Source organism: Brevundimonas variabilis (assembly GCF_014199945.1).
Classification (GTDB): Bacteria; Pseudomonadota; Alphaproteobacteria; order Caulobacterales; family Caulobacteraceae; genus Brevundimonas; species Brevundimonas variabilis.
Genome location: NZ_JACHOR010000006.1, coordinates 132,970 through 156,941, shown reverse-complemented (window position 1 = coordinate 156,941; position 23,972 = coordinate 132,970). Strand labels below are relative to the sequence as shown.

The 23,972-nt window shown below is 63.1% G+C and carries 20 protein-coding genes; 6 read left to right on the top strand and 14 right to left on the bottom strand.

Going from position 1 to position 23,972, the window contains the following annotated elements; all coding sequences use genetic code 11:
- Positions 1–34: 34 nt before the first annotated feature.
- The 11 genes from GGR13_RS15975 to GGR13_RS16825 all read right to left on the bottom strand — a co-directional run bounded on the left by GGR13_RS15975 (position 35) and on the right by GGR13_RS16825 (position 11,368).
- Positions 35–883, bottom strand: coding sequence for a glycosyltransferase (locus GGR13_RS15975; RefSeq protein WP_183214587.1), 849 nt, complete (start codon positions 881–883; stop codon positions 35–37).
- A complete protein-coding gene (locus GGR13_RS15970) occupies positions 880–1,473 on the bottom strand; it encodes an SAM-dependent methyltransferase (protein ID WP_183214586.1) in 594 nt (197 codons plus the stop codon). Before GGR13_RS15970 ends, GGR13_RS15975 begins: the two co-directional genes overlap by 4 nt.
- Complete coding sequence (locus tag GGR13_RS15965) at positions 1,463–2,158, bottom strand: PIG-L family deacetylase (RefSeq protein ID WP_221230767.1); 696 nt, start codon at positions 2,156–2,158, stop codon at positions 1,463–1,465. Before GGR13_RS15965 ends, GGR13_RS15970 begins: the two co-directional genes overlap by 11 nt.
- Complete coding sequence (locus GGR13_RS15960; protein ID WP_183214585.1) at positions 2,152–3,282, bottom strand: acyl-CoA dehydrogenase family protein; 1,131 nt, start codon at positions 3,280–3,282, stop codon at positions 2,152–2,154. Before GGR13_RS15960 ends, GGR13_RS15965 begins: the two co-directional genes overlap by 7 nt.
- Positions 3,279–4,364, bottom strand: coding sequence for a glycosyltransferase (locus tag GGR13_RS15955; RefSeq protein WP_183214584.1), 1,086 nt, complete (start codon positions 4,362–4,364; stop codon positions 3,279–3,281). Before GGR13_RS15955 ends, GGR13_RS15960 begins: the two co-directional genes overlap by 4 nt.
- On the bottom strand, positions 4,361–5,350 hold the full coding sequence (locus GGR13_RS15950) for a glycosyltransferase (protein ID WP_221230766.1): 990 nt from the start codon (positions 5,348–5,350) through the stop codon (positions 4,361–4,363). Before GGR13_RS15950 ends, GGR13_RS15955 begins: the two co-directional genes overlap by 4 nt.
- Positions 5,343–7,433: a catalase gene (locus GGR13_RS15945; RefSeq protein ID WP_183214583.1), complete on the bottom strand. Its 2,091-nt coding sequence runs from the start codon at positions 7,431–7,433 to the stop codon at positions 5,343–5,345. Before GGR13_RS15945 ends, GGR13_RS15950 begins: the two co-directional genes overlap by 8 nt.
- Positions 7,405–8,565: a glycosyltransferase gene (locus GGR13_RS15940; RefSeq protein ID WP_183214582.1), complete on the bottom strand. Its 1,161-nt coding sequence runs from the start codon at positions 8,563–8,565 to the stop codon at positions 7,405–7,407. Before GGR13_RS15940 ends, GGR13_RS15945 begins: the two co-directional genes overlap by 29 nt.
- Before the next feature lie 89 nt (positions 8,566–8,654).
- Positions 8,655–9,242 carry a YciE/YciF ferroxidase family protein gene (locus GGR13_RS15935; protein ID WP_183214581.1) on the bottom strand — a complete coding sequence of 196 codons (588 nt, stop codon included), beginning with the start codon at positions 9,240–9,242 and terminating at the stop codon, positions 8,655–8,657.
- A gap of 122 nt (positions 9,243–9,364) precedes the next feature.
- Positions 9,365–10,081, bottom strand: coding sequence for a Crp/Fnr family transcriptional regulator (locus tag GGR13_RS15930; protein WP_183214580.1), 717 nt, complete (start codon positions 10,079–10,081; stop codon positions 9,365–9,367).
- 1,161 nt (positions 10,082–11,242) lie between these two features.
- Positions 11,243–11,368, bottom strand: a complete 126-nt coding sequence (locus GGR13_RS16825) for a hypothetical protein (RefSeq protein ID WP_281380624.1) — start codon at positions 11,366–11,368, stop codon at positions 11,243–11,245.
- On the opposite strand from GGR13_RS16825, the gene GGR13_RS15925 reads away from it, so the two are divergent.
- A complete protein-coding gene (locus GGR13_RS15925) occupies positions 11,361–11,735 on the top strand; it encodes a hypothetical protein (RefSeq protein WP_183214579.1) in 375 nt (124 codons plus the stop codon). The two genes, GGR13_RS16825 and GGR13_RS15925, sit on opposite strands and share 8 nt — an antisense overlap.
- Before the next feature lie 186 nt (positions 11,736–11,921).
- On the opposite strand, the gene GGR13_RS15920 is transcribed toward GGR13_RS15925, so the two are convergent.
- A complete protein-coding gene (locus GGR13_RS15920; RefSeq protein ID WP_183214578.1) occupies positions 11,922–14,702 on the bottom strand; it encodes a DUF4214 domain-containing protein in 2,781 nt (926 codons plus the stop codon).
- Positions 14,703–14,822: 120 nt separating this feature from the next.
- Between GGR13_RS15920 and GGR13_RS15915 the strand changes: the two genes are divergently transcribed.
- The 5 genes from GGR13_RS15915 (at position 14,823) to GGR13_RS15895 (ending at position 21,000) form a co-directional block, all read left to right on the top strand.
- The gene (locus GGR13_RS15915) at positions 14,823–16,298 is read left to right on the top strand and encodes a TonB-dependent receptor domain-containing protein (RefSeq protein ID WP_183214577.1); all 1,476 of its coding nucleotides are present in this window, start codon (positions 14,823–14,825) and stop codon (positions 16,296–16,298) included.
- 130 nt (positions 16,299–16,428) lie between these two features.
- Complete coding sequence (locus GGR13_RS15910; protein WP_183214576.1) at positions 16,429–16,698, top strand: DDE-type integrase/transposase/recombinase; 270 nt, start codon at positions 16,429–16,431, stop codon at positions 16,696–16,698.
- A gap of 590 nt (positions 16,699–17,288) precedes the next feature.
- Positions 17,289–18,656 (top strand): alpha/beta hydrolase, encoded by a 1,368-nt coding sequence (locus tag GGR13_RS15905; protein WP_183214575.1) that lies wholly within the window; start codon positions 17,289–17,291, stop codon positions 18,654–18,656.
- Positions 18,626–20,197 carry a GMC family oxidoreductase gene (locus GGR13_RS15900; protein ID WP_343060456.1) on the top strand — a complete coding sequence of 524 codons (1,572 nt, stop codon included), beginning with the start codon at positions 18,626–18,628 and terminating at the stop codon, positions 20,195–20,197. The genes GGR13_RS15905 and GGR13_RS15900 overlap by 31 nt, the downstream gene beginning before the upstream one ends.
- Complete coding sequence (locus GGR13_RS15895) at positions 20,197–21,000, top strand: SDR family NAD(P)-dependent oxidoreductase (RefSeq protein WP_183214573.1); 804 nt, start codon at positions 20,197–20,199, stop codon at positions 20,998–21,000. Before GGR13_RS15900 ends, GGR13_RS15895 begins: the two co-directional genes overlap by 1 nt.
- Before the next feature lie 55 nt (positions 21,001–21,055).
- Here GGR13_RS15895 and GGR13_RS15890 read toward each other — a convergent pair whose 3' ends face one another.
- Positions 21,056–21,949, bottom strand: coding sequence for an SDR family oxidoreductase (locus GGR13_RS15890; RefSeq protein WP_183214572.1), 894 nt, complete (start codon positions 21,947–21,949; stop codon positions 21,056–21,058).
- A complete protein-coding gene (locus tag GGR13_RS15885; RefSeq protein WP_221230765.1) occupies positions 21,942–23,741 on the bottom strand; it encodes a glycoside hydrolase family 15 protein in 1,800 nt (599 codons plus the stop codon). The genes GGR13_RS15890 and GGR13_RS15885 overlap by 8 nt, the downstream gene beginning before the upstream one ends.
- Positions 23,742–23,972: the final 231 nt, after the last annotated feature.

Here is a 23,972-nt window from a genome sequence, read left to right as displayed (position 1 = left end):
CGCAAAAAGGCCGCCGACTTAGGGCATAGCCTGCCTAGAAGGGCGCGCTGGGCGGCTTGCGGGCTGCCTCGATCTCCGCGCCGGTTGGGGCGCGGAGCCGTACAAGTCTTTGGTCATCGAGGCTTACAAGCCCCAGCCGTTCGAACGCTGTCAGCCAGCCGGTCATGGGCCAAAAGCCCCAGAGACGATGGAACGTGCGGGCATTCGCCAGGATATCGTCGAAATGCTGAAGCGGGGGGTCAAGGACGCCGTGATGCTGATGAAACGCTCCGGCCCCACCCATGAAAAGCAAGGGCACACCAGCGTCACGGGCCCGGAAACCAAAGTCCGTGTCCTCGGCCCCGTAGCCGGTAAAACGCTCGTCGAATCCGCCCAGCGCCGCGAACGTCTTCCGCCGCAAGCCAAACGCCAGCGACCAGAAAAGTCCGGCGTTGGCCTCGGGTCGGAGCCCGGTCCTGGGAAAAGTGCGAACAGGATGCGGGCGACCGTTTCCCAGAAGGCCAGCCTCGGACCACCCGGGCCCGACATCGCCCGCCCCCAGATAGAGGACCTCGGCACAGATCAGAGCGTCTGACGCGCACAGGGCGACGTCCATCAGACAGGGCAGGGTGCGCATCGGGATGCAGTCGACATCCAGAAACAGCAGATGATCCCCACCGGCATGGGCAGCGGCCAGGTTGCGGGCCTGCGCCAGCGGCAGTCCATCGGTCTCCAGACGGACCACACGCGATGGAAAATCAGTTTCAGGGCCCTCGACCGGCCGGTCACTCATGTCGACGATGATCAGTTCATCCGGCGGCCTTGAGCTCCGCCTCAGCCCCTCGACCAGATTGGCCAGGTGGTCGTCGCGATTCTTGACCAGGGTCAGGACGCTGAGGCTCACGCCCGATCCCGGCCGCGCCAGAGGTCCAGCCGATAAGCCGACTCCCTGCGCGCCGAGACCGCCTCGACCTGATCGCCCAGAAGCGTGCGCAGTGCCTCCACCGCGCCATCCCCGGTTTGGGGATAGTCGGTCTCGCCGGTCCAGTGCACGAGCAGGATGTCTCCGCCCGGAGCCACAGCTTCGCCAATCCAGATCGCTGCCCGTTCCAGATCCGCATCGTCCCAGTAATAGGCGATCTCGGACAGGACGATCAGATCGATATCCACCAGGTCCGGCGTGTAACGCGGAAAGACCATGGGCTCGAACACGACCTGGGGCAGGTCCGCGCATTTCCGCTGGGCCCGATCCAGGGCCGTCACGCTGACATCGATGGCCAGAAGCGATGCACACAGGGGGGCGAGGCGTCGGGTCAGCGAGCCCCCGGCGCAACCGACCTCGAACGCGCGGGCATAGGTTCGACCGCCCAGTGCGGCGATAGTCGCATCAAATTTTTCGGCCTCGTAGGTCCGGCTTTCAAGTCCCCAGGGATCGGGATCGCCCTGGAACATGGCCTCGAAATAGGAGGGGGGCAGGCTGCTATCAGGGCGCATCGGATCCCTCCCACAGATAGAGAATGTCTCGTTCGGGCATGTCATGCCGCGACGGGTCGAGGCGGAACCCTGGTCCCAGAACATCCGTCAGCTGGCTCTGGTGCGCCTGCAGCGCCTGCATTCGAAGGTCGCTGGGAACCCCCTTCGTTCGCACAGCGCGGCGGGCTCCGGCGGGCGGCTGATCCGACCAGACCTGATATTCGAAAACCGCCAGCTGTGGCCCCGTCCACCCCACCACGGAGCGTGCGAGAAGGGCGGCCGCCGCATGGTCGCAGTGGGGCTCGTGGAGCGCTGTCACAGCCAAGGCTGTGACGCCATGTTCCACACAAAGATCCGCCAGGTGCATCGCGGTCGCCAGGGCGGCAACACTGCCTTGCGGATGGGGCAGGGCGTCGGGCCAGTCGAGGAAGACGATCTCGGGAGCCTCGCCGCCACACAGATGCTCCAGCGCGAGCCGGGCTTCCGCGCGACGGGTCTGGACCAGTCGTCGTCTCGATGCTTCATCCGGATGGGGATGTGAGCCGGCACCATCGGTCAGAAAAACTACGGCGGCGAGCCGGTCTGCGGCCGATGCGTCGGCGATCAGGGCGCCAGCGCCCAGGGTCTCGTCGTCCGGATGGGGTGCCAGCACCAGCCAGCGGGCCTCGGCCCAGTCGCTTTCAGAAAGGTCGATGACGTCTACCACAGCGCGTCGCCCTCGCCCCAGGCATCATGGTCCAGCCAGACGATGGCTGCCTGATCGCGCGCATAATCGGGGCCCGCCTGGCGGAGATAAAGGCTCAGGTCGCGCGTGATCTTGTCGATCCGCTGTCCGTCGAAAGCGCTGCGCGTGCCAATCAGTCTTGCCGACAGCTCCATAACGTCCAGCCCGGCGCGTTCGACCACGCCGCGCGTCAATCGAGCGAAGGCCGAGGCGTCCGGATCTTCGCTGGCCGCTCGCAGCGCCGCCTCGCGGACCCAGAGCCCTGCGGTACGGGCCGCCACCACCGCCTCTGCGAATTTCGCGCGCTGCAGGGGGTCGGCCCTGGCGGCGTCCGACAGGGCGGAACGGGTCTCCGCCAGCAATCCCTCGATCCCGCCCAGTTGCACGGCGGTAAAGCGCCAGGCCCCAGCGGTAAAGCGGGGTTCCCGATCGTAGTCACCCGGTTCGCCCAGGGTGTTCGCCATCGTGACGGAAATCCCCGAGACATCGTAGCGGCCACTGCCCGTGGCCCGCATGCCCCTGACCCGCCAGTCGGACAGGTCGGTGCGATCCGCGTGGTTTGCCGGGATGACCACGAGCCGTCGCGGGCCGTGCTGCGGACGGGCGGTCACGACCGCGAAGCCCAGTCCCCCCGCCCCGGTGGCAAAGGCCTTTTGTCCCTGAAGGTGCTCTGCTGGTCCTTCCTGCTCTATCGTCACTCCCGGCGCGGGTTCGGTCGCCCACACACCATAGAACAGGCCTTGGTCCAGTTGCTCGCCGAGAACCCTTTGCTGACCAGGCGTGCCGTACCAGTCGAACAGTTTCAGCGCATTGACATGACCCTCGAACAGCCGGCCCAGGCTCAGGTCTGCTCGCCCGACCCCGCGCAGGGCGTCGAGCATGTCCAGGTTCTCCTGGGCGACACTTGCAAAGGCCTGACCGCCCGAAGCCACCGGCGCATAGCGGCGATGGAGGCTGGACCGCGCGATCAGCGCCAGGCTGTCTGCCGGAAACCGGGGCACCGCATCGTAACGCTCGCCAAGGGATGCCAGCCGATCGTGCAAGGCCAGCACAGTTTCGCGAACGGAGGTCGCACCGGTGTCGTCGTGAGCAGTCTGGGCAATCATGAGATGACCTCATCCATCGGAGCTGTGGCAAGCAACGACCGATCGTGCGTTGCGGAATCCGCCAGGCCGATCAGGCGACGCGCCGCATTGCGAGGACCATCGGGATCGAACAGTCCCACGCGCTTCGACAGGGGCAGTTGCCGTGCCTGAGCCAGAAGGCCGGGCCACTGCGCCGGGGCCGGCCATGCTGGATGAACGACGGCGGCCCCGACGGCCTCGAGCCGCGCTGCGGTGGTGTACTGTTCATCAAAGGGTCGCGGTTCGGGCAGGCAGATAAAGGGCCGTCCGGCGGCCAACACCGCATTGACGAGGCCGTTGCCAGCGCCCCCGACCACCACAGACGCGGCCGCAATCTGTGCTGAGACATCCTCGCTCCAACCCAGCAAGGCGATGTTCGATGGCGCTTCTGGAATATCCGTCACCGGACCCGCGATCCGCCACCGGACGTCCGGATGGGCCCGCGCCGCTTCTGCGATCTTCACGCCGTCGCCAGCATCGCCGCCTTTGCCCACCACCACCAGCACGACATCACCCTGAACCGCACAGGTCGAGGGCTTGCCCGTCAGGCCGGGGACGTACAGGGTCTTGGAGCGGACCCAGGCCGGGGTTTCCGGCGCATCCAGCGCCTCGGCGAAAGGGCACAAAAGGGCGCAGGCGCCGCGAAAGGCATCGAGGTGAGCGGCGTCGTCACGCCGTCCGTTCAATCTCACATAGACAGTGGGCGTCGCCGAAAGTCGCGCCAGCATGGCGATCTCCACCGAGACGTCGACGACCATCAGGGCCGGCCGCGCGGTGGAGATCCAGCCTGTCACACGCGCGACCCGTTGGCGGACATTCTCGTGGTCGACCGGCGCATAGTGCAGGGCGTCTGGCCGGGAGTCCGACGCATCTTGACCATCGAAGGCCGTGACACCGTCTGGCCGATCGTCAGGCAAATCTACGACCTCGAGGCCCGCTGTCCGGCCCGCCAGTCCGGTGCCGAGCAAAACGAAGCGATCCGGAGCCTGACTGGCAATCTGGATGGCGCGCTGGCGGTGCCCGTCGCCGTGGTGATGCAAATAATAGCCGATGGGCCGGGTCATGCCGGCTCCATCGCCCGCGACAGAGCCATATTCCTGGCCATCGGCGGCAGACCTTTTTCGAGGATCGCCAACGACCCCGCGTCCGACCCTGCCTGTCGCTGGCTGCGTCGCCACGCCGAGCGTCGACGCCACTGATCGAACGAGGGGGCCATCAACGGCTCACCGGCCTTTAGCGTTCGGCTCATGTCCGCCATATGCGCTGCCATCCCGCCCTCAGCGCGGCCTTCCGTTCGGGCCGACACACGGGTCCAGACCGAGGGCGGATGCCGCAGCCGCGCCCCCAACGCCACTGCTGCAGCGACGAGGGCCCGGTCTTCCCCGCTCGGTACGGCCGGGACGCCACCCGCCGATCGCCAGGTCTCCACGCGCAGTGCCAGGCTGGCCCCGGTATGGTCGCCATGCCGGGGGGCCGGATCCCACGCCAAAGGATCAATCGCATCCTCGATCGCCCGGACGGTCGACCAGTAGTGATCCCAGAGCGCTCGTGCCTCGGCCATCCGGGGAGGCAGGCTATCCTGCTCGTCGATCTCCAGCCGTCCCCCGATCACCTCACCCCCATCCTGAAGGGCCGCGAGGTTGGCGCGGACCCATGATGGGGGCGGACGGCTGTCCGCATCGGTCGAGATCAGTACCGCGTCATTTCGCCCCCCCATGGCCTCGGCCCCCAGTGCCATTGCGTGACGTCGCGCAGAGCCGGCATGGGCCAGGGCCGGTGCAAAGGTTATCTCGTCGACCCGGATCAACAGCCGTTCACCCCACCGCAGACGTGCAGCCTCGATCACATCCACCGACCGATCGGTCGTGTTGTTCAGTCCGATTGCAATCGGAACATGGCCTTCCACGTCCTGTCCTGCCAGGGCCTCGAGAAGGATCGGCAGACGTTCCGCCTCGTTGCGGGCAGGAACGCAGACGCAATAGGGCGTGGACCCGGTCGCCTTGCCGACCCCTCCATCCGTCCCGACTGCGCGGATGCTGAGATCAGGCAAGCATTCTCACCTTGGGTTCACGGTCCCACTGCCGAGTGGCGGCAGGTGCCAGCCAGGCCTTGGTATCGGCGGAGACATCGATCACGCCCGCGTCGGGCTCGACCCCAGCCTTGTCCAGCAGGGGTTGCGCCTCTGGCGTGAAGCCGATGGCCTTCAGGTGTCCAAAGGCGTCCTTGGCGAAATCGACCGCCGCGCCCTCCTTCAACAGTTCGGCACATCCGGCTTCTGACAGGACGATGGCCACCGCGTCGAACATGACCGAAGGCGTTCCGGCCAACTGACCGTCGGCCTTGAGGCGTTTTCCGCCCTTCAGGGTCACGCCGCCGATCTTGGGCGCAACGATCTTGACCGTAGCGCCTTCGCCCTCGGCCGCGGCCTTGACCGCGTCGACGACCGTGCCGTCCGCCCCGTCGCTGACCAGGATACCGACCGCACGGCCCTGCAGGGTGTCGGGGTATTTGCCGATGATGCGCAGGGCGGGGCTGACGTCCATGTCGAACGGGGCGCTGGCGGGCTCGGACGCCTTGGGCAGATCGACGCCGAGGCCCTCGGCGACGCGTTTGGCAAGGGCGTCGTCGACGTTCTGGAGGTTGCCCAGCACGCGGTTGCGGACATGATCGAGTTCCACCTTGGACAGCTCGAACACGATGGCACTGGCAAGGTGAGCCTGTTCCGGTGCGGTCTGACTGCGGAAGAACAGGCGCGCCTGACTGTAGTGGTCGGCAAAGCTTTCCGCACGCAGACGGACCTTCGTCTCCTCCAGCGGCAGGGTGAAGCTGCGGAAGCCGCCCTTGGGGTCTTCCCGCGGGCCGCCGTCTTCTCCAGCCTCGGACAGGCTGTTGGGCTCATAGTTGGCGCGGCCCGTATGCACCTGTGTCTGCATCTGGCCGTCGCGCTGGAAGTTCTGGAACGGGCAGCCCTTGGCCTGATTGATCGGGAGCTGGTGGAAATTCACCGTGCCAAGGCGTGACAGCTGGGTATCCTGATACGAGAACAGCCGCCCCTGCAGCAGGGGATCTTCCGAGAAGTCGATACCCGGCACGATGTTGGTCGGCAGGAAGGCGACCTGTTCGGTCGCGGCGAAGTAATTGTCGGGGTTGCGGTCCAGGACCATGCGCCCGACGATGCGGATCGGGTGCTGTTCCTCGGGGATAAGCTTGGTTGCATCCAGAATATCGAATGGCAGGGCATCGGCCTGATCCTGGCTCAGCAACTGCACGCCAAAATCCCATTCCGGGAAGTCGCCGTTGTCGATGGCTTCATACAGGTCGCGGCGGTGGAAGTCGGGATCGGCCCCGGCGATCTTGACCGCTTCGTCCCAGCTGGTGGACTGAGTGCCCAGCTTCGGCCGCCAGTGGAATTTGACAAAGGTCGCCTCGCCCTCGGCGTTCAGCAGGCGGAAGGTGTTGACGCCGAAACCCTCGATCATCCGCAGCGATCGGGGGATGCCTCGATCCGACATCGCCCACATGATCATGTGGGTTGTCTCCGGCATCAGGCCGATGAAATCCCAGAAGGTGTCATGCGCGGATGCAGCCTGGGGATAGCCCTTGTCGGCCTCCATCTTCACCGAATGGATCAGGTCCGGAAACTTGATGGCGTCCTGGATGAAGAAGACAGGAATGTTGTTGCCGACCAGGTCCCAGTTGCCTTCCGAGGTGTACATCTTGACCGCGAACCCACGCACGTCGCGCGGCGTATCGACAGAGCCGGCCCCACCTGCAACCGTCGAAAAGCGGGTGAACAGCTCGGTCTTCTTGCCGACCTCGGTCAGGATCCTGGCCGTGGTGTAGTCGGCAAGGCTTTCGGTCAGCTCGAAATAGCCGTGGGCGGCTGAACCGCGCGCATGCACGATCCGCTCGGGAATGCGCTCATGGTCGAAATGCTGGATCTTCTCGCGCAGGACGAAGTCTTCCAGAAGCGTCGGTCCGCGCGAGCCGGCCTTCAGCGAGTTCTGGTTGTCACTGACCGCCACGCCGTGGTTGGTGGTCAGCCGCAGCTGAGCCGATGATGCCGTCTGATGGGTTTCCCCGCCATTGCCGACGATCCGGGGGTCAGGCGACGAGTTCGGGGTCTTGGCCATGAAACAGGCTCCTTGAAGGCGAGAAGGGGGAATCGGTTGAGGTCGGGCTGCGGGGGACAACCTTCAGCGCGGTGAAAGCGGCTTGACCCAGACAGCGGGCATAAAGGGCCTCATAGGCGTCGATCATGCCGTCCGCGTCGCAAGCGGCGACAGCACGCGCGCGACAGGCGGCGCGATCCAGCATCAGGGCCTGGCGGGTGGCTGCCGCCAGCGCGACCGCATCGTCGGGAGTCGCCAGTACACCGCAATCGGGCGTCAGAATTTCGGGGATCGCTCCCCGCGCAAAGGCCGCGACCGGCACGCCACAGGCCAAGGCTTCCGCCACGACCAGGCCATAGGGTTCTTCCCAGCAAGGTGTGCAGAGAAAGGCGGAGGCTCCGCCGATGACCGCGGCGAGTTCGGCATGGGGGAGATGACCCAGATACTGCGTTCCGGCCCCCATGCGCGGCGCGATTTCCTTGGCGAAATAAGCCTTATCGAGCACAGGCCCGGCGATCTTCAACGGCACCCCGACCAGCGCCGCGGCATCCATGGCGTAGTGGAGCCCCTTTTCCGGGACGATACGCCCGCACCAGACCAGATACCGATCCGGGTCTGCCTCCACGACGTATGCGAACCGGTCGAGATCGATTCCGTTTCGAACCACCTCGGTGACCGGCGTGATCGCGCTCCAGGCTCGCCGGATCGATTCCGATACGCCGACGAAGATGGACGTCAGGCCCCGGCACTCGCGGATCCCGCTCTCCAGCCAGCAGAAGGGTGGGGTATGCAGGGTCGTGACCATCGGCATCGGCAGGGCGTCGGCCATGGCTACAGGCAGATAGTTCAGCGAGTTGTTATGAATGATGTCGAAGTCGCTGCGCCGCAGCCGGTTCATCAGCCCCAGATAGGCATGGTGTTCCCGAAAGAAGCCAATGTCCGTCGCTTCATCCACCCCCACCCCCATCAAGGCGGTCTCGTCGCAGATGGCCTCCAGACCCAGATCGGGATCTGACCGGGTCGAGGCGAAGAGCATCACATCATGACCGCGCTGCCGCAGGCGCCGCGCGAGCATGTGGGTATGCATCTCCAGCCCCCCCGCGAACGGCTCGGCGATCGGATACTTCAGATGGGAAATGATGCCGATACGCAAATCTGGACCCAGCCAACGCAGTGAAAGAGGACAATGTCTCGAGAGAGAGCGAGGTCGGATCGCCTTGGTTCCGACCCCACTGCAGACGCTCAACGCTTGGTGGCGGCCTTGGGCTTGCCTGAGGTCGTGGACGCCGGCCTGGCCGGGGTCTTTTTGGTCTCGCCCTTGGCGCTGGTGGGCTGTTCTGCGCCGTCGCCGAGATCGGCATCGGGGTTGATCTCGCGCTCGGCCAGTTCGCTCATCCGCTCGTCGAGGGCCTTGGCTTCTTCGACCGTTTTGCCGAAACGTGCCGCGATGGTCAGGTCACCCAGCCGGTTGGCCCATGCACCGAGTGTTCCGAAACGGGTGATCTCATAGTGTTTGATGGCCTGATAGGCCGCGAGCACACCGGCGTTTATGGCTTCCTCCTCGGCGTCCTCCAGCACTTCCGAGGCTTCCTCCACCAGGCCGATCATGGCCTCGCATGGAATGCCGCGGGGGCGCTTGTCCAGCGCTTCGAACCCCGCTTCCAGGGTCTCGATCCGCGTGGCCACCCCCGCCTTCTCAGCCTCCAGAAGCGACTTCAGATCCGCATCCGTTACGGCCCGCGTCCACTTGGGCAGCTGCTTCAGAACCTGTTTTTCGGCGTGATAAACATCGCGGAGCATGTGGTCATAAAGATCGGCGAGGGATTTCATGGACTGGTCCTGATGGGTCCGGAACGCGGCCAGCCGGATTGCCCGACGCCGCTCCTGGCCCATCAAAGGCTCCCTCCCTGTGCTGCGTTCCTTATGCCGGATGGCCGACATAAGGAGGCTTCTCAAGCAATGTCCGGTCCCCACATGACGTCCCAACGCCGACGGATCGCACCCAGGCATTCGCAGGCGGATGCCTCGAGAGCAGGGCGATCCTTCACGCCGATCTGCCCGCGACTGTAGCGGATCAGCCCCTCGGTCTTGAACTTTCCGGCGATGGCGCTGACCGTCGAGCGATTGACGCCCAGCATATGGGCCATGAACTCCTGGGTCAGGTTGATCCGGTCCTTGCCGGCGTGGTCGCAGGCGGTCAGCAGCCAGCGACAGAATCGGTGCTCGATCTGATGCCACGCTCGACATCCGATCGCCTGCTGCGCCTGATTGGCCGCACCCTCGACATAGCGATCGACCATGATTCTGGCGTCGGGCCGTGTCTCGATAAGCAATCGGAAGGCTGCGGCATCGATCGTAAGGATTGTGCCGTCGACCTGGCAGATGGCGCGCGTGAAGGCACCCAGGCCGGTGAGCACCGCATGGGCGCCCAAAGCCCCCTCGCGTCCGACCATCCCGGCCTCCACGCAGTCGCCATCCTGAAGGACGGTGACCAGCGATATCGCTCCCGATGTGACGAAGTGAACCTGGCTGGCCACATCACCCGGCTGCGCAAACACCCGTCCCTGCGCCATCGTGTCTGGCCGCGCCCGGTCGACAACGGCTGTGAGGACGTCGGGCGGAAGGGAGGCCAGCATGCGGTTGGCGCTCACGGGAACATTGGAAATCATCGGTTCGTGTCCATCAAGCCGATCGATCCAGGGTCCTGACAGGGGCTGCGCCTCATGCTGCCTGTTCGCTGCCCCTGACCCGGTTCATCAGCAAGTCTTCGCAGGCTCTGCCTGAACGGCATAAGCAGCTTTTCGTTTCGTTGAATTGAGCGGGTGACCCGGGAAACGGAGACAGGAACCCTCAGCGCCGAAACCCTTCGGCTTGTCTGGCTTTTGCGATCGATGCCAAGGTTTCTGCAACCGCAAAGCTGCGCAACAGCACCGGGCTTCGGCAGAAGGGAGCCAGGTGCGAGGTTCGACGATCTTGAAGCCATCCGACCACCAGCAGAGCCGGCGTTCTCGGCTCTGATGAAGGGAACGTCACGCAGACGTCGGAAGACCCTCCCGGCTTTGAAAAGATCATTATGTTAAAGAGAGATGGCTGGCGATGCTGTCAGTCCACCGCAAACTCGTCTCCACTGCAAACGTCAAAAATCGCTTGTTGGGATCATGTTTCGTGAAGCTGATTTCTTGCGAGCCCCATCGCTTTCCCGCTGATGCGATCCCTCAGGCGGAGGGGCTGTACTTCCGTTTCAACCTGATTTTTGGGTTGGCTGGGAACTGATGGCCGCTCTAGGTTTGGGCCTGAGCTGCGAGACCATCCGCTCCTGAATGATCGAGTCGGCCCTTTGATCGCCCGGCGACTGAATAAGCGCCGGTGTGTGCATGCACCTCGCGGGCCGCTGGGCGAGATGGGACGCAACATCGGCGGCAAGCGCTTGCTCTTGAGGCGAGCCGTTCATCACAGTCCGAGGTCCTCGACGTGCTGGGCGAGCGCCGACGGAATGATCAGGCTGCACTGAACCTGCTGAGGCGGCTTCCGCATAAAATGGCCCTGTATCCCCGCGAGTACGACATCTGGCCTAGCGTCGTATTGCGCGGCGCTGGATCAGCTGGATTCAAGGCATCTGGTTCGAGGGGGATGGGTTTCGGAAATCAGCCGGATCGAGAACTTGCACCTGCCGATCACGTCCTCACCGCAACTGCATCAATGTTGACGCCCTGCGGGCGATGGCCGCTGCCTGAACAGCAGGGGGGAAGGGCGCTTAGGACTTGGCGAAGTCAACCTAACAGCCCCCTTTTCTGCTTTCTGCATGGCAACGGGGGGGCAAGGTTCGACTTTCAGAAGTCAAGCAGAGAGCGCTCGCTTTTGCCTCCTCTGAACCCGCGCATCGACAAAAGCACGACAAGGTGGTTGTCTTCCGTCATCGGGTTTTTTTCCAGTACGAAGGCGTTCACGATGATCATCGCGGCTTTCCTCACCGTGCTTTTTCCTGCCGTCCTGCTCATCGCGCCCGGCGATGAACTGACGGGCAATAGCCTGACCGCACTGAGATCTGACGGTGCTCAGGGTGTCGCTCATTTCGAGACGCCCACAGTTGTCAGCTTCACCGGGGCCTTTGAAGACAACCTCTTCACAGCGCGGGGTACCTATACGGTCAAGGATGGTCAGCTCTGTCTGGAGCTAGAGGAGTTTCCCAAGGATTGCTGGGAGTATCCGAAGGCGTTGGAGCCAGGCGTCGAGACAAACCTGAAGAATGTGGATGGCGCTTTGACGGCTCGGTTCACGCTCCATCGGGGTCTTTCGGTTCCCTTGCCGGAGCCCGATCGCTGATCATTACCTAACCGCTGTTATCTTTCTGGGGGGCAAGATGAGATCACCGGCAACTTGGTTGATCATGGCAAGCGCGATCACAATCGGCTGGCGACCTTTTCAGCGTTCCCTATCATGAGGGAGTAAGGCCAACAAAGCTATCCGCGCCCGCTCGGGGAGCGGACGGCTCTTCATGGGCTCTGGTACTCACCGCATCATCCATCCATCCGTGTCGCTGCCGCGATGCCACGGTGAGACGTCATCAGAAATGCCATCGTTGAGCATAGGCAAAGTGAGCATCTCATTGCCGGTAAGGGGCGGCAGCGAGACCTGTTCTACCGACGCAATGTCAAGCGGGTCGGCGTCCGGCAGGACCAGCGGAGCAAGCCCATCCTCGCCCGGCAGGACGAAGGAGTCCTCGACTAGCTTGAAGCCAACAACAATCTGGGCTGGGTCGTAGGTGACAGTGCCAGGAAGGACCTGAGCCTCTTGGGCCTTGGCAATGGTTTCATTCGCGAGCGTCTGAGTCTCGTTGCCTGTGGGCAGTACCTGCGGACCGAAGGCTTCATCCTTCGAGACACTTTCATCCTGCCCGGCCAGTCTGTCTGTAAACGTATCCAGCGTGCGGATCCCGCCGAGGAAGAACGGAGCCGTGAGCGCCACGTGCTCGGGACTTTCGGAAAAGTTTAGCAGCAGTTGCGCACGGCTCGTGCCTGAGTTCAGAGTATTGACCTGTGCGGCGATGCCCGGAGCATCGCCCTCGCGGTTCAGACAGAAGCGGTAAAGCTGTTCCACAAAGGCCTGGTTGGACAGGGCTCCATATCGATCCTGGAACTCTGCCGATGCTGCGAACCCTGCAGCAATCGTCAACAGCGAGGTTCCGGCATCCAGCGCCGCAACTTGTGCTGCCAGCCCAGGAGCGTCGGGCAGGCGATCGAACGTCGCATCATACAGACGTGCAATCTGCAGCGCCTCCTGATCCGGGATCCAGAGCCCGGCGTTCAGGATCGGTTGGGTGAGCGTGCGGTGCTCGGGGCTTTCCGAAAAGGCCACGACCAGCGCCGCCCGACTTGTACCCGTGTTCAGGGCGTTGACCTGGACAGCGATGCCCGGGGCGTCACCTTCGCGGTCAAGGCAAAAGCGGTAAAGTTGCTCGACAAACTGCTGGTTTGACACGGTCCCGTACCGACTCTGGAACTCGCCCGAAGCCACAAAGGCGTCTGCGAGGCCCTGCAGCGTCGTCGCGCCTGTCGCCAAAGCGCGAATCTGGACGTCCAGACCGGCCTGATCGGGTTGGCGATCCAATGTAGCATCGTACAGGCGCATGACCTGGGCAGCGATGCCGTCGACGTCGAAGCTGCGGACACCGTCTACAAATCTGGCTTCTTCGATCGAGACCAGGCGGTCACGGCCTGTTTCCGGGCCACCCGTTACCGTCGTGCTGGCGCCGCCCCGGACATCATACTGTCGGACGACCCCGCTGTAGACGACGGCGTCGAAACCTGCCCCGCCATCGATAACCTCGCCGCCTGCACGGCTTGTCAGGATGTCAGCAGCAGCGGTGCCTGTCTGGTTAGAGCGTGGAACGACAAAAACGGTCCCGTTCTCGACATCAAAAACGCCGTCCGAGAATTGAAGTGACTCGATCCCGGTGAGCACGTCGCGCCCTTCTGCGCCCGTGACGATGATCGCACCATCCTGATAGGCAATCGTCGCATCGCCGCGGGCGTAGTTGAAGATGGCGACATCGGTCCCCACCCCACCTGTCAAAGTATCATTCCCGAGAACTCCGATCAGGGTGTCATTTCCAGCCCCGCCATCGAGTTTGTCGTTGGAGTCGCCACCATTCAGGACTTCGGGATTCACGGTGCCGGTGATGATGCGACGAGGTTGTGCGGCAACCATGCCGTCGGCGCGGAAGTCGAACACACCGTCGGAGAACTGGATTTGCTCAATGGCCGTCAAAGTGTCGATGCCATCCGCCGAGACGATTGTGAACACGCCGTTCTGGACGGAAACCGATGCCGCGCTGCGCGCTATGCTGAAAACTGCAGTGTCATTGCCGGCTCCGCCATCGATCGTGTCGCTGCCAAGGCCACCGGTAATCCGGTCGTCCCCATCGCCACCACTGAGCCTGTCCACGCCCCCGCCGCCGTCGAGCACATCATTGCCAGCGCTGCCCGAAAGCATGTCGCCGCCTTCGCCCCCTGACAGCGCGTCTGAACCGTCGCCCCCGTCCAGAGTGTCCGCCCCCTCGCCCCCCGACAAGACGTCATCGCCAGCGCCGACTGCCAGACTATCGTCACCGGCATCTCCGTTGAGGATGTCGGCACCGCCGCCGCCTGACAAGGTGTCGCCCCCGAAACCGCCAGTTAGGGTGTTCGCGTTGTCATCCCCGACTATGATGTCGTTGTATCGCGTGCCGACGACCCGCTCGACGCCACTCACCGTAGCTGTCCGGCCCGCAAAAAGAGTCTGCCCCGTTGCGAGGTTGATTTGGACGCCAACTCCATCGGGCGATGTGAATGAGAACAGACGGTCGAAACTCAGGGTGTCGATACCGCCGCCGCCGATGCCATCGGTGAAAAAGATCGAGCCCACCTCCAAGAAGTCATCGCCTTCCCCGCCGTCCATTAGGCTTCCGCTCTCAAGACGATCATTCCCTCGGCCGCCATAGACAATGCCGAAGTCGGAGGATCGCAGGAGATCATCTCCGTCATCGCCGTTTATAACGCCGCGGCCCGTGATCGTGTCGTTTCCATCGCCGCCGTTGAGAGTCGCATCTCTGCTATACGCTTCGATAAAATCGTCGCCGCCACCGCCAGAGATATCCACCCTGATCGGGTTCGAAGCGTAGCCACTGCCTTCGACAACCAAGCGGTTGGCCCCATCGTCGCCCGTCAAGTTCACGGAAATAGCGACCGCAGGACACGCATAATCGATAGTGATGTTCTCGACCGAAGTCAGCGAAACAGCGCCCCAGCGCATGACGCCGCCCTCGTTGGAAATCGTAATCGCTCCGCCATCTTCAATGCACCAATCCTTCTAGATCGGTTGGCGATACGGGCCGTAGGCTACAGCGAGGTAATTCCCGGCCGTATCGATGACGTGAAATTGGGTCTGAAGAACACAGGTGATACGACCCGGCAGGGCGCTCGGATCGGAGTTCGCTGGCGGATCGCCGACTCCTGGAACATGCGTCTCGGCTACGTCGCCCAGACCCTTCATTCCGATGACACCCAATACGCGTTCAAGCCGCTCGGTGGCGATCGGCGCGCCTTGTCGCTCCAGGAACCCAGTGGCAACGATTTCGACGGACTGTCGGCGACCCTGTCCGGCGACCTAGGTTGGGCACATCTCAAGATAAACACGGCTGTCCAGAGCCATGGCTTGGATCGCCGCTACGACGCGACCGTGGCGACCGACCGCTTTGGCGGGGCTGGCCGCACAGCCTATGATGAGAGCGACAGCATCGAGGCCCTCGTCACGGAGGCAACCCTGTCATCACAAACGGGAGGACAGCTGAACTGGCTCGTCGGGCTGTTCGCCACAGAATACAGCCACGATCGCACGGGCGATGTGACCCAGCAGACGCCCGTGAGGTTGCTGTACGAAAACCGTCGTAGAGATCATGTCGACGAGACCGCGCTCTATGGGCAGGCCGCCTGGGCACTCACCGATCGGCTTAAGATAACTGCCGGCGCTCGGGTTTTTCGTCTCGGCGTGGAAACGCAGGCCGTAGCGCGTCAGGCCGGCATGATCATCGACACGCTCGATAGTACGCGGAGCGACAGCGGTATCGCACCGAAACTGGTGATCGAGTACGCCCTGCGGGACAACATCCTCGTCTATGTCCAGGGGAGTGAGGGGTACCGGGCCGGAGGTTTCAACACGGGCACCACGTCGGCGCAACCATATGGCGTTGCAGGTGGGTTGCAGCCCTACCGACAGTTCCGGTCAGACGAGCTGGTGAGCTACGAGGCCGGTACCCGCTTTCGAGTATGGGACGATCGTCTTGTCATGAGGCTGGCGCTGTTTGGCATCGACTGGCGGACGATTCAGTCCGATCGGATCGGGACCGACGGCCTGCCGTTCACGGGCAACATCGGCAACGCCAGGAACTTGGGCGTGGAAGGTGAACTGGCGTGGGTCGACGGACCGTGGCGCATCGACGCCAACCTGATGTTCGCCGAGCCGGAGCTGGACTCTCCTGATCCGGGCTTTCCTATCCCGGCCGACACGAGCTTATCCGGCGTGCCAAACCTGATCGCAAACGTCGCCGCCCGGCGGGCGCTGATCGTGGCGACCCTCCCGGCTTGGGTGAGCGGCTCTGTGGGTTACGTCGGGGCGTCCAACCTGATCTTTTCGGCCGACGGCCGCTATCCGATGGGCGACTACTGGACGTCCGACCTTGCCGCCGGGATTGATTTAGAGAACTGGTCAGTCAGCCTGAGGTTGGAAAATGTGAGCGGTTCCAGGGCCAATACCTTCGCCTATGGAAACCCGTTTCTGGTGGGCGTTGTCGACGTCACGACACCGCAGCGTCCCGCGTCGCTGATCATTGGGATCAGCCGGCGCTTCTAGATTGCCGCCCCCTGGTTCAGTGCCGGCGGAACACAGAGGCGACGATAAAACTACTCAGGCGGCTAGTGCACACCCCTTAGGTTGAGCCGCAGACATCACGACGGACGGCCTGGCATCATACGGTGCAGCTATGGATCAGCTTAATCTGAGGCATCTGCATCTGCCAGGCCGGCTCCGGGAGAACAATCGGATCGAGAACTCACACTTGCCGATCCAACGACGAGAGCGACAGCAGCAGCGGCTTAAATCCCGGGCCTCAGCCCAGAGATTCCTCACCACCCACGCAGCGATTGACAACATCTTCAACATCCAGCGCCATTTGATCAGCAGACCAACTCTTCGGCACTTTCGTGCAGAAGCCGATCAGGCGGGGAAGGGGCCTTATGACCGTAGCCATTAACCAGACGCCCCCGAAACGCGATCGACCCAATAGTCCTGACTGAGGTCAGCTCTCAACTACAAACGGCAAGCTAGAAGCGCCGCTTTCTGGCCCGATCCAAAAGTCGTGTTTTGACTCTTAGTCGACCTTGAGAATGTCAGCTGCCGGCTGGGCCAAGTTAGGCCGTTGCCTCGCAATGTTCGCTTCTCACGCGTTGCAACTAAACGGCATGCCGCAGATGCGCCTCGCAGCTGGGAGCTATGAAGAGACTTTCTAAGCCAAAGGCTCGCTTTATGCGGAGCGAAAAGGGCGTTGGCGCGCTCTTTGATACCACACCGTATCGCGGTGGCTAATAGACACGTCAATGAGCCGCAGCGGTCAAATCAGCCAAACCGTAAGCCCTTGAAGATAGTGAGAAAGTTCGCGGCTCAGCGCCGGGTCTAAGCGCAAGGCCCAAGAACACAATAATTTGTTCAATCAGCGCTCTTTCGACGCTGAAAACTCGTCAAGGCCTACTGGGTCAGGATCCTATCACCCCGCGACCTAGGTAACGCGACGCCCGCTGATCCCCGACTGGCTGATTTCCCTAACCGCTTTGCAAAGCTGCCAGAATGCCTTCAGACTCCCGCATAACCCTCGTATTCCTGCATTCCCTGGGCTCTAGCCGATGCGAGTGGGACGGTGTCATCGATCAAACAGATGCAGTGGTTGACGCCATTGCGATCGATCTTCCGGGGTTCGGTGACCGGGCATCTGAAGGTTATGCGGATGTCCGGGACGTACTCGATGATCTCTGCAAGCATCTCGCTGATCTCGATCTCTCCCGCTGGGTCATTGTGGGCCATAGCATGGGCGGCAAGTTCGCAACTTTGATCGCCGCCCGGGCGCGCGAAGGGGCCGCTGGACTGAGCGGGCTTGTCGGTGTCGTACTGGTAGCAGGATCCCCACCATCGCCCGAACCGATGGATGAGAACCGGCGTGCTGAGATGCTGAGGTGGTTTGATGATCCGGCTCAACTCACCGAAAAGGCGCAAAAGTTCATTGATGACAACACCAATGATGGTTTGCCCGAGGAGGCGCGGCGTCAGGCAATCGTGGATTTCGTCCGAACCTCGCCGGAGGCGTGGAAGGGATGGCTTGCGAAGGGATCGCGGGAAGACTGGTCGGCACAAGCTGGCGTGATCGCTCTTCCATGTTTGATCATCGCGGGGGAAGACGACGGAGACTTGCGAGAAGCAGCGCAACGCCTTAAGAACGCTCCCCATTTCCGAACTGTCGATTCAGCGGTGGTGCCGCGAGCGGCGCATATGATCCCCCAGGAGCAGCCGGATCATCTGGCGGAACTTATCTGCAAGTTTTGCCAAACGATCAGTGCGACAGCCCTGCCTGTACAATTCGTGCGGCTGATGGCTTCTGATCGCGTGTCTGACCGGACCCGCTGCGCGATGCTCGCGCGCCATTCTGGACCTGGCAGAACCGACGGCAGCGTTCTAAGCCAGGCTCAGTTAGGAGTGTTGGCGGCAGTCGTCGCGCGGATCCTGCCCGGAGCCAGTGAGCCCAGCGATCTGGCGCGACGTCTGGATGCCGGTCTTGCAACCGGACGCGGCGATGGGTGGCGCTTCGCCGACCTGCCTGCCGACGTTGAAGCCTGGGCTCTCGGCTTGGACACACTGGCGGCTGCTGAACCGAAATTCGCGAGGCTGCAGGGGGATGTGCAGGACGCTATCCTGCGCGCGATTTCAACGGGTGACTTCGACACCCAGAACGAACCAAGCCGGCTTTCAGCCAACGGCATGAGGCTTTGGTTTGAGGATGTGGCGTCTGAGGCTGCGCGCCTCTGGATGTCGTTGCCGGCCACTTGGGCACAGATCGGCTATGACGGGTTCGCCACCGGTGATCGGGGACCGTTGCAAGGCTACCAGGAAACGGCTGCGGACGTGCCAGAAGCGTGGCGGTTGCCGTTGGGGAGCGTGCGTTGAGCGCTGCCCACAGCCCGACTGGCGAAACTGACGTCGTCATCGTTGGGAGCGGTGCCGGAGGCGCTCCGATCGCTGCGAGGCTCGCGCAGGCCGGGCTGTCAGTGACAGTGTTGGAAGCTGGTCGCGTGTTTGATTCCGCTGAACATACACCGGACGAAACCACGGCCGACCTTTACTGGATGGAAGAGCGTCTGAGCGGTGGCCAAGATCCCATCGCCTTTGGTGCCAATAACTCCGGTCAGGGGGTGGGTGGATCGCTGCTGCACTGGGGTGCGTTTTGTCCGCGGCCGGATCCGCGTGATCTGGCGCTGGAATCTGAAACCGGGCTTGGTCGAGACTGGCCCTTCGGATGGGACGCGCTGGCATCCTACATCGAAGCCGTGGAGGCGGTGGTCGGGGTTTCGGGAGCAATGAACTACCCGTGGGGCGGGAGCCGCTTTGCCTATCCGCCAGTCATGCGCAACGCCCCCGCGCATGCCATGGAAAAAGGCGCGAAAGCGGTCGGACTGACCGTCTCCGACGCCCCGGCTGCCGTTCTGTCGCGCGATCGCCTGGCTGGGACCACACCGTTCCGGGGCCACTGCATCAACTGCGGTGCCTGTCACCAGGGGTGTCGAACAGGCGCCAAGGGCGGGGCCGACAACAGCTTTTTGCCAATGGCCGTAGCGAGCGGGGCCAGAATCATCGCGAACGCCCGCGTGATCGATGTGGAACGTGACGTCGGCGGGCGCATAAAGGCCGTCATTTATCGTCGCCATGAGCAGGATCATCGCCTGGATTGTCGCGCGCTATTCCTGTGTGCCGGCGGTGTCGAGACGCCACGTTTGCTGTTGAACTGGGGACTGGGCAACGCCAGCGGCGAGGTCGGACGCAACTTCATGACCCATGTCGCGACACAGGTCTGGGGCCAGTTCGACGCGGACATGTCGATGAACCGCGGCTATCCCTCGTCCCTGATCAGCGAGCAGATGGTTCGCCCTCGTGACGCCGACTTCGCGGGCGGTTATCTGATCCAGAGCCTGGGCGTGATGCCGGTCACTCTGGCCGGGGGTTTTGCGCGCGGCGCTGGATTGTGGGGCGCGCCGCTGGTCGAGAGGCTGCGGAACTACCGACGGCTCGCCGGGATCGGCATTAACGGAGAATGTCTGCCCCACGACGACAATCGTCTGACCCTGTCGGACGAAGTCGACGATCTCGGCCTGCGCAAGGCCCGGATCGACTTCAGCTACGGAGAGAACGAAAGGCGTCTCGACGCGCACGCGCGCAAGACGCTGACAGCGCTCTGGGCCGCCGCCGGCGCCCAGGACATCTTTGCCGTGGCCCGGTCCGCACACACGATCGGAGGCTGTCGAATGGGAGACAAATCGGACGGCGCGGTGGTGGACGCTGATGGGTGCAGTGTTGAGATCGACAATCTCTACCTGTGCGACAACTCCGTCTTTCCAAGCGCGCTTTCGGCCAACCCGGCCCTCACACTCATGGCCGTCGCACTACGGACGGCTGATCGCTTCCTTCACCGCACACGAACAGGAGATTTCTGATGGATCTTGGGATCAAGGGGCGTATCGCGCTCATTTCTGGTGCCGATTCCGGCATGGGCAAGGAGACGGCGCGAATTCTGCTTCAAGCAGGCGTGCGGGTCGCGCTGACCGACAAGCCGGACGGGACGTTGGATGAAGCCGTCCAGGAACTTGCAGAGCTGGGAGACTGCATTGGCGTGACCGGTGACGTCACCAAGCCGGATGATGTCTCTCGTGTCTGGACCGAGGTCCGTGATCGGCTCGGTAACCCGGACATCTATGTGAACGCTGCTGGCGTCACAGGCGCGACCGGGGACTTTCTCGAAGTAGAAGACGCTGGGTGGCTGGAGACGCTCGACATTAACCTGATGGGCGCGGTGCGGATGTGTCGCGAAGCCATCCCGGCGATGCGACATGCTGGCTGGGGCCGCATCGTGCTTTTTGCATCCGAGGACGCGGTTCAGCCCTATGTCGACGAGCTGGCCTATTGCGCTTCCAAAGCCGGGATCCTTAGCCTCGCGAAGGGGCTGTCCAAGGCCTATGGATGCGACAATGTGCTGGTGAATACGGTTTCGCCCGCCTTCATCGCCACGCCCATGACCGACGCCATGATGAAGAAGCGCGCAGAAGAACGAGGTGAAACCTTCGAGCAGGCGATCAAGAGTTTCCTGAAGGAGGAGCGTCCCGGCATGACCCTAGACCGCAGAGGCAAGCCTGAAGAGGTCGCCGCAGCTGTCGCCTTCCTGTGCTCCGAGCGCGCCAGCTTCATCAACGGCGCGGGCATACGGGTGGACTCAGGCTCAGTCGCCACCATCGCCGGCTAGTTGCACCAAAGAGCAACAGATCGACGGCGGGTTTCCCCGCCGCCGATTTTCTCTGTCAGGCGACACCCATGCCGCCGGTGACGCCGAAGACTTCGCCCGTGATGTAGCTGCCCTCCTGCGACGCCAGCAGAACATAGACCGGCGCGATCTCGACCGGCTGGCCTGGACGACCCAGCGGTACTTGTTCGCCAAACTTCATCACGGCTTCCTCAGGCTGACCGCCGGAGGACTGCAGCGGTGTCCAGAACGGACCCGGTGCTACGACATTGGCGCGTATGCCCTTCTCGATCAGCTGTTTCGACAGGGCCTTGGTATAGGCGACGATTCCGGCCTTTGTGGTGGCGTAGTCCAGCAGAATGGCCGACGGTTCATAGGCTTGGACAGAGGCCGTGGTGATGACCGAGGCACCGGCCGGAAGGTGCGGAACCGCGGCCTGCGCAATCCAGTGCATGGCGTAGAGATTGGTCTTCAACGTCTTGTCAAAGTCTTCGGACGTTACTTGGGAGATGTCCTCGCGGTACTGCTGACGCCCGGCATTGATGACCAGAATGTCCAGACCCCCGAGTTGCGATACGGCGTGTTCGACCATCTCCCGACACCAGGTCTCGTCGGTGATATCGCCGGGCAGGTCGATGGCCTTGCGACCCTCGGCTTCGATCAGGGCTATCACTTCGGCGGCGTCCTTTCGCTCGGAGGGCAGATAGGACAGGGCGACATCGGCACCTTCTCGCGCATAGGCGATCGCCGCCGCCCGGCCGATGCCGCTGTCGGCACCGGTAATGAGCGCCTTGCGCCCTTTCAGCTTGCCGGAGCCCCGGTAGCTGTCCTCGCCATGGTCTGGCTTGGGGTCCATTTCACGGGCTTCGCCGGGAACGGGCTGAGGCTGGCGAGGGAAAGGCGGTTGCGGATACTGTTTGCGGGGATCCTGAAGGGTCAGGCGATCAGTCATGCGAGGTCTCCGTCTCGGGGTTGGGGGAAGCAATCTTCGCCTGTCCGACGGTGCTCAGCGCCGTCAGGTGGGCGAGGTGGCTGAGGCCCTGAGGCATGTTCCCAAGATAGGCCCCGGTGTTCGGGTCGATCATCTCGGTGAGCATGCCCCATCGGCCACTCAGGGCGTCGCGCAAGCCGTCAATCCGATCTCGCGCTTTGTCGGGTTGGCCCAAGGTCGCCCAAGCCTCGGCGATCCAGAAGGAGCAGGCGATGAAACAGCCTTCCTCCGCCTGCATGCCGGTGTAGCGATAGTGGAAGACTCCGGCGCCGAGGTGTCGGTCGAGCGCCTCAAGCGTAGATCGCAGCCTGTCCTCGCCGTCGAACCGGAACCGGACGGCCAAGGCGACGGCGGCGTCCAGCTTGTCACTGCCTGGATACATGACAAAAGCCTGAAGACTTTCGGACCAGCAGTTTTCCTCGACCCAGTCGAAGATCCGGTCCCGCTCTCGATACCAGCGGTCCCGGCAGGTCGTGGGGAGTTGTCCAGCGTCCGCCAGCTCGACCGCCCGGGCCAAGGCCTGCCAGCAGCTGATCTTAGACATGGTATAGTGCTGCTCCTCCTCCAGTTCCCACATGCCGGCGTCCGGTTGACGCCAGGCGTCCGCGCATTGATCCGCCAGTTCGGAAAGCTGCTGCGCGCTGGCGCTGTCCAGGATGTTGCCGCAACCGACAAAACGCGAAGCGGTCTCGAATATGTCACCAAACACGCCGTGCTGGGCTTGCTTGGCGGCACGATTGCCTGTGACGACGGGGCGCGAGCCCCGATAGCCCGGCATGTCCCAGTGCCTCTCCGGCGGCACAAGCTCGCCGTCCAGACTGTAACAGACCATGGCACCATGACGCTTCAGCTGCATCAACAACCAGCTGAAGGCGGCCTTGGCCTCGGCCTGAGCGCCGGCCGCCAGGAAGGCCTCGATCGTATAGCCCGCGTCGCGTAACCAGGCGTAGCGGTAGTCCCAGTTCTTGTCGCCGCCGAGACGCTCGGGAAGGGAGGTGGTTGCGGCCGCCGCGATCGCACCGGACGGTGAATAGAGCAGCAGTTTCAAGGCCAGAGCGCTTCGGACGAAGTCGTCGCGATACAAGCCGGGACAGTTCAACCGCGCCGCCCAGTCCCGCCACTCCTGGTCGGAAACATCGATCCGGGCGTCGATCTCTTCGATAGCCGGCACGACCAGCGGCTCATCGCGCCCGGCGACGATGGCGACCGTGCGGCGATCACCTGCCATGACCGCGACCGTTCCCACGATTCCTTCGTCGGACCATTCGCACGCAATGCGGGGATCATGCACGAACAGACCGAGCACTCGCTCGACATGGAAGACGGTATGGTCGCCGATCTTCGAATGATAGGGGTTGGCGGTATCGCCCCGACGTCCAAGTCGCATTTCGAGCGAAAAGGTCACTTCTCCATCCAAGCCGTCGACGCGACGGGCCAACTCGCACCAAGGCAGGCGGCCCGCGGTGCCGCTATTCAGGCTTTCGGTTAATCGGGCGCGCCCGCCAGCTGTCGTGAACTCCGTTTCCAGCACATTGCTGTCTGGACGGTAGCGGCGTGTTGCGGTGAAAGGCACCGTTGGCGTGATTGAGAATCGACCGCCGTCAGGGTCAAGCAGGCGATCAAACAGCGGTGGTGCGTCGATCGCCGGCACACACCACCAGTCGATGCTTCCGTCCAACGCCGACAGGGCTACTGTCCGGCCCTCACCCAGAACGCCATAGTCTTCGAGAGCGGCATATCCATCTGGGCGCAACGCATTCGGAGTTCGCGCCTGCTTGGACGCGAAAGGTATCGCTGTCATCGTTTGGAAGGCCCGCTCGTAACTCCTAGCGCTTGCTCGAAGCGCCACGCGCTCGCCAAGATTATGCCGACCCTGGCACCCGTGATGGCGATGACCGGCATGTCGATCCTTCTGATACTCAACTTAGAGCGATGAACGGTCTGAGACCGGAGGAGAGGGCTGGACAACGGAACGGTTCGGGGA

Coding starts and splice junctions, on each gene's coding strand:
- GGR13_RS15970 (WP_183214586.1), bottom strand. CDS start 1,473: ATGCGCCCTGATAGCAGCCTGCCCCCCTCCTATTTCGAGGCCATGTTC.
- GGR13_RS15960 (WP_183214585.1), bottom strand. CDS start 3,282: ATGATTGCCCAGACTGCTCACGACGACACCGGTGCGACCTCCGTTCGC.
- GGR13_RS15955 (WP_183214584.1), bottom strand. CDS start 4,364: ATGACCCGGCCCATCGGCTATTATTTGCATCACCACGGCGACGGGCAC.
- GGR13_RS15945 (WP_183214583.1), bottom strand. CDS start 7,433: ATGGCCAAGACCCCGAACTCGTCGCCTGACCCCCGGATCGTCGGCAAT.
- GGR13_RS15935 (WP_183214581.1), bottom strand. CDS start 9,242: ATGAAATCCCTCGCCGATCTTTATGACCACATGCTCCGCGATGTTTAT.
- GGR13_RS15930 (WP_183214580.1), bottom strand. CDS start 10,081: ATGATTTCCAATGTTCCCGTGAGCGCCAACCGCATGCTGGCCTCCCTT.
- GGR13_RS15925 (WP_183214579.1), top strand. CDS start 11,361: ATGATCATCGCGGCTTTCCTCACCGTGCTTTTTCCTGCCGTCCTGCTC.
- GGR13_RS16825 (WP_281380624.1), bottom strand. CDS start 11,368: ATGATCATCGTGAACGCCTTCGTACTGGAAAAAAACCCGATGACGGAA.
- GGR13_RS15920 (WP_183214578.1), bottom strand. CDS start 14,702: ATGCGCTGGGGCGCTGTTTCGCTGACTTCGGTCGAGAACATCACTATC.
- GGR13_RS15910 (WP_183214576.1), top strand. CDS start 16,429: ATGGATCAGCTTAATCTGAGGCATCTGCATCTGCCAGGCCGGCTCCGG.
- GGR13_RS15905 (WP_183214575.1), top strand. CDS start 17,289: ATGCCTTCAGACTCCCGCATAACCCTCGTATTCCTGCATTCCCTGGGC.
- GGR13_RS15895 (WP_183214573.1), top strand. CDS start 20,197: ATGGATCTTGGGATCAAGGGGCGTATCGCGCTCATTTCTGGTGCCGAT.
- GGR13_RS15890 (WP_183214572.1), bottom strand. CDS start 21,949: ATGACTGATCGCCTGACCCTTCAGGATCCCCGCAAACAGTATCCGCAA.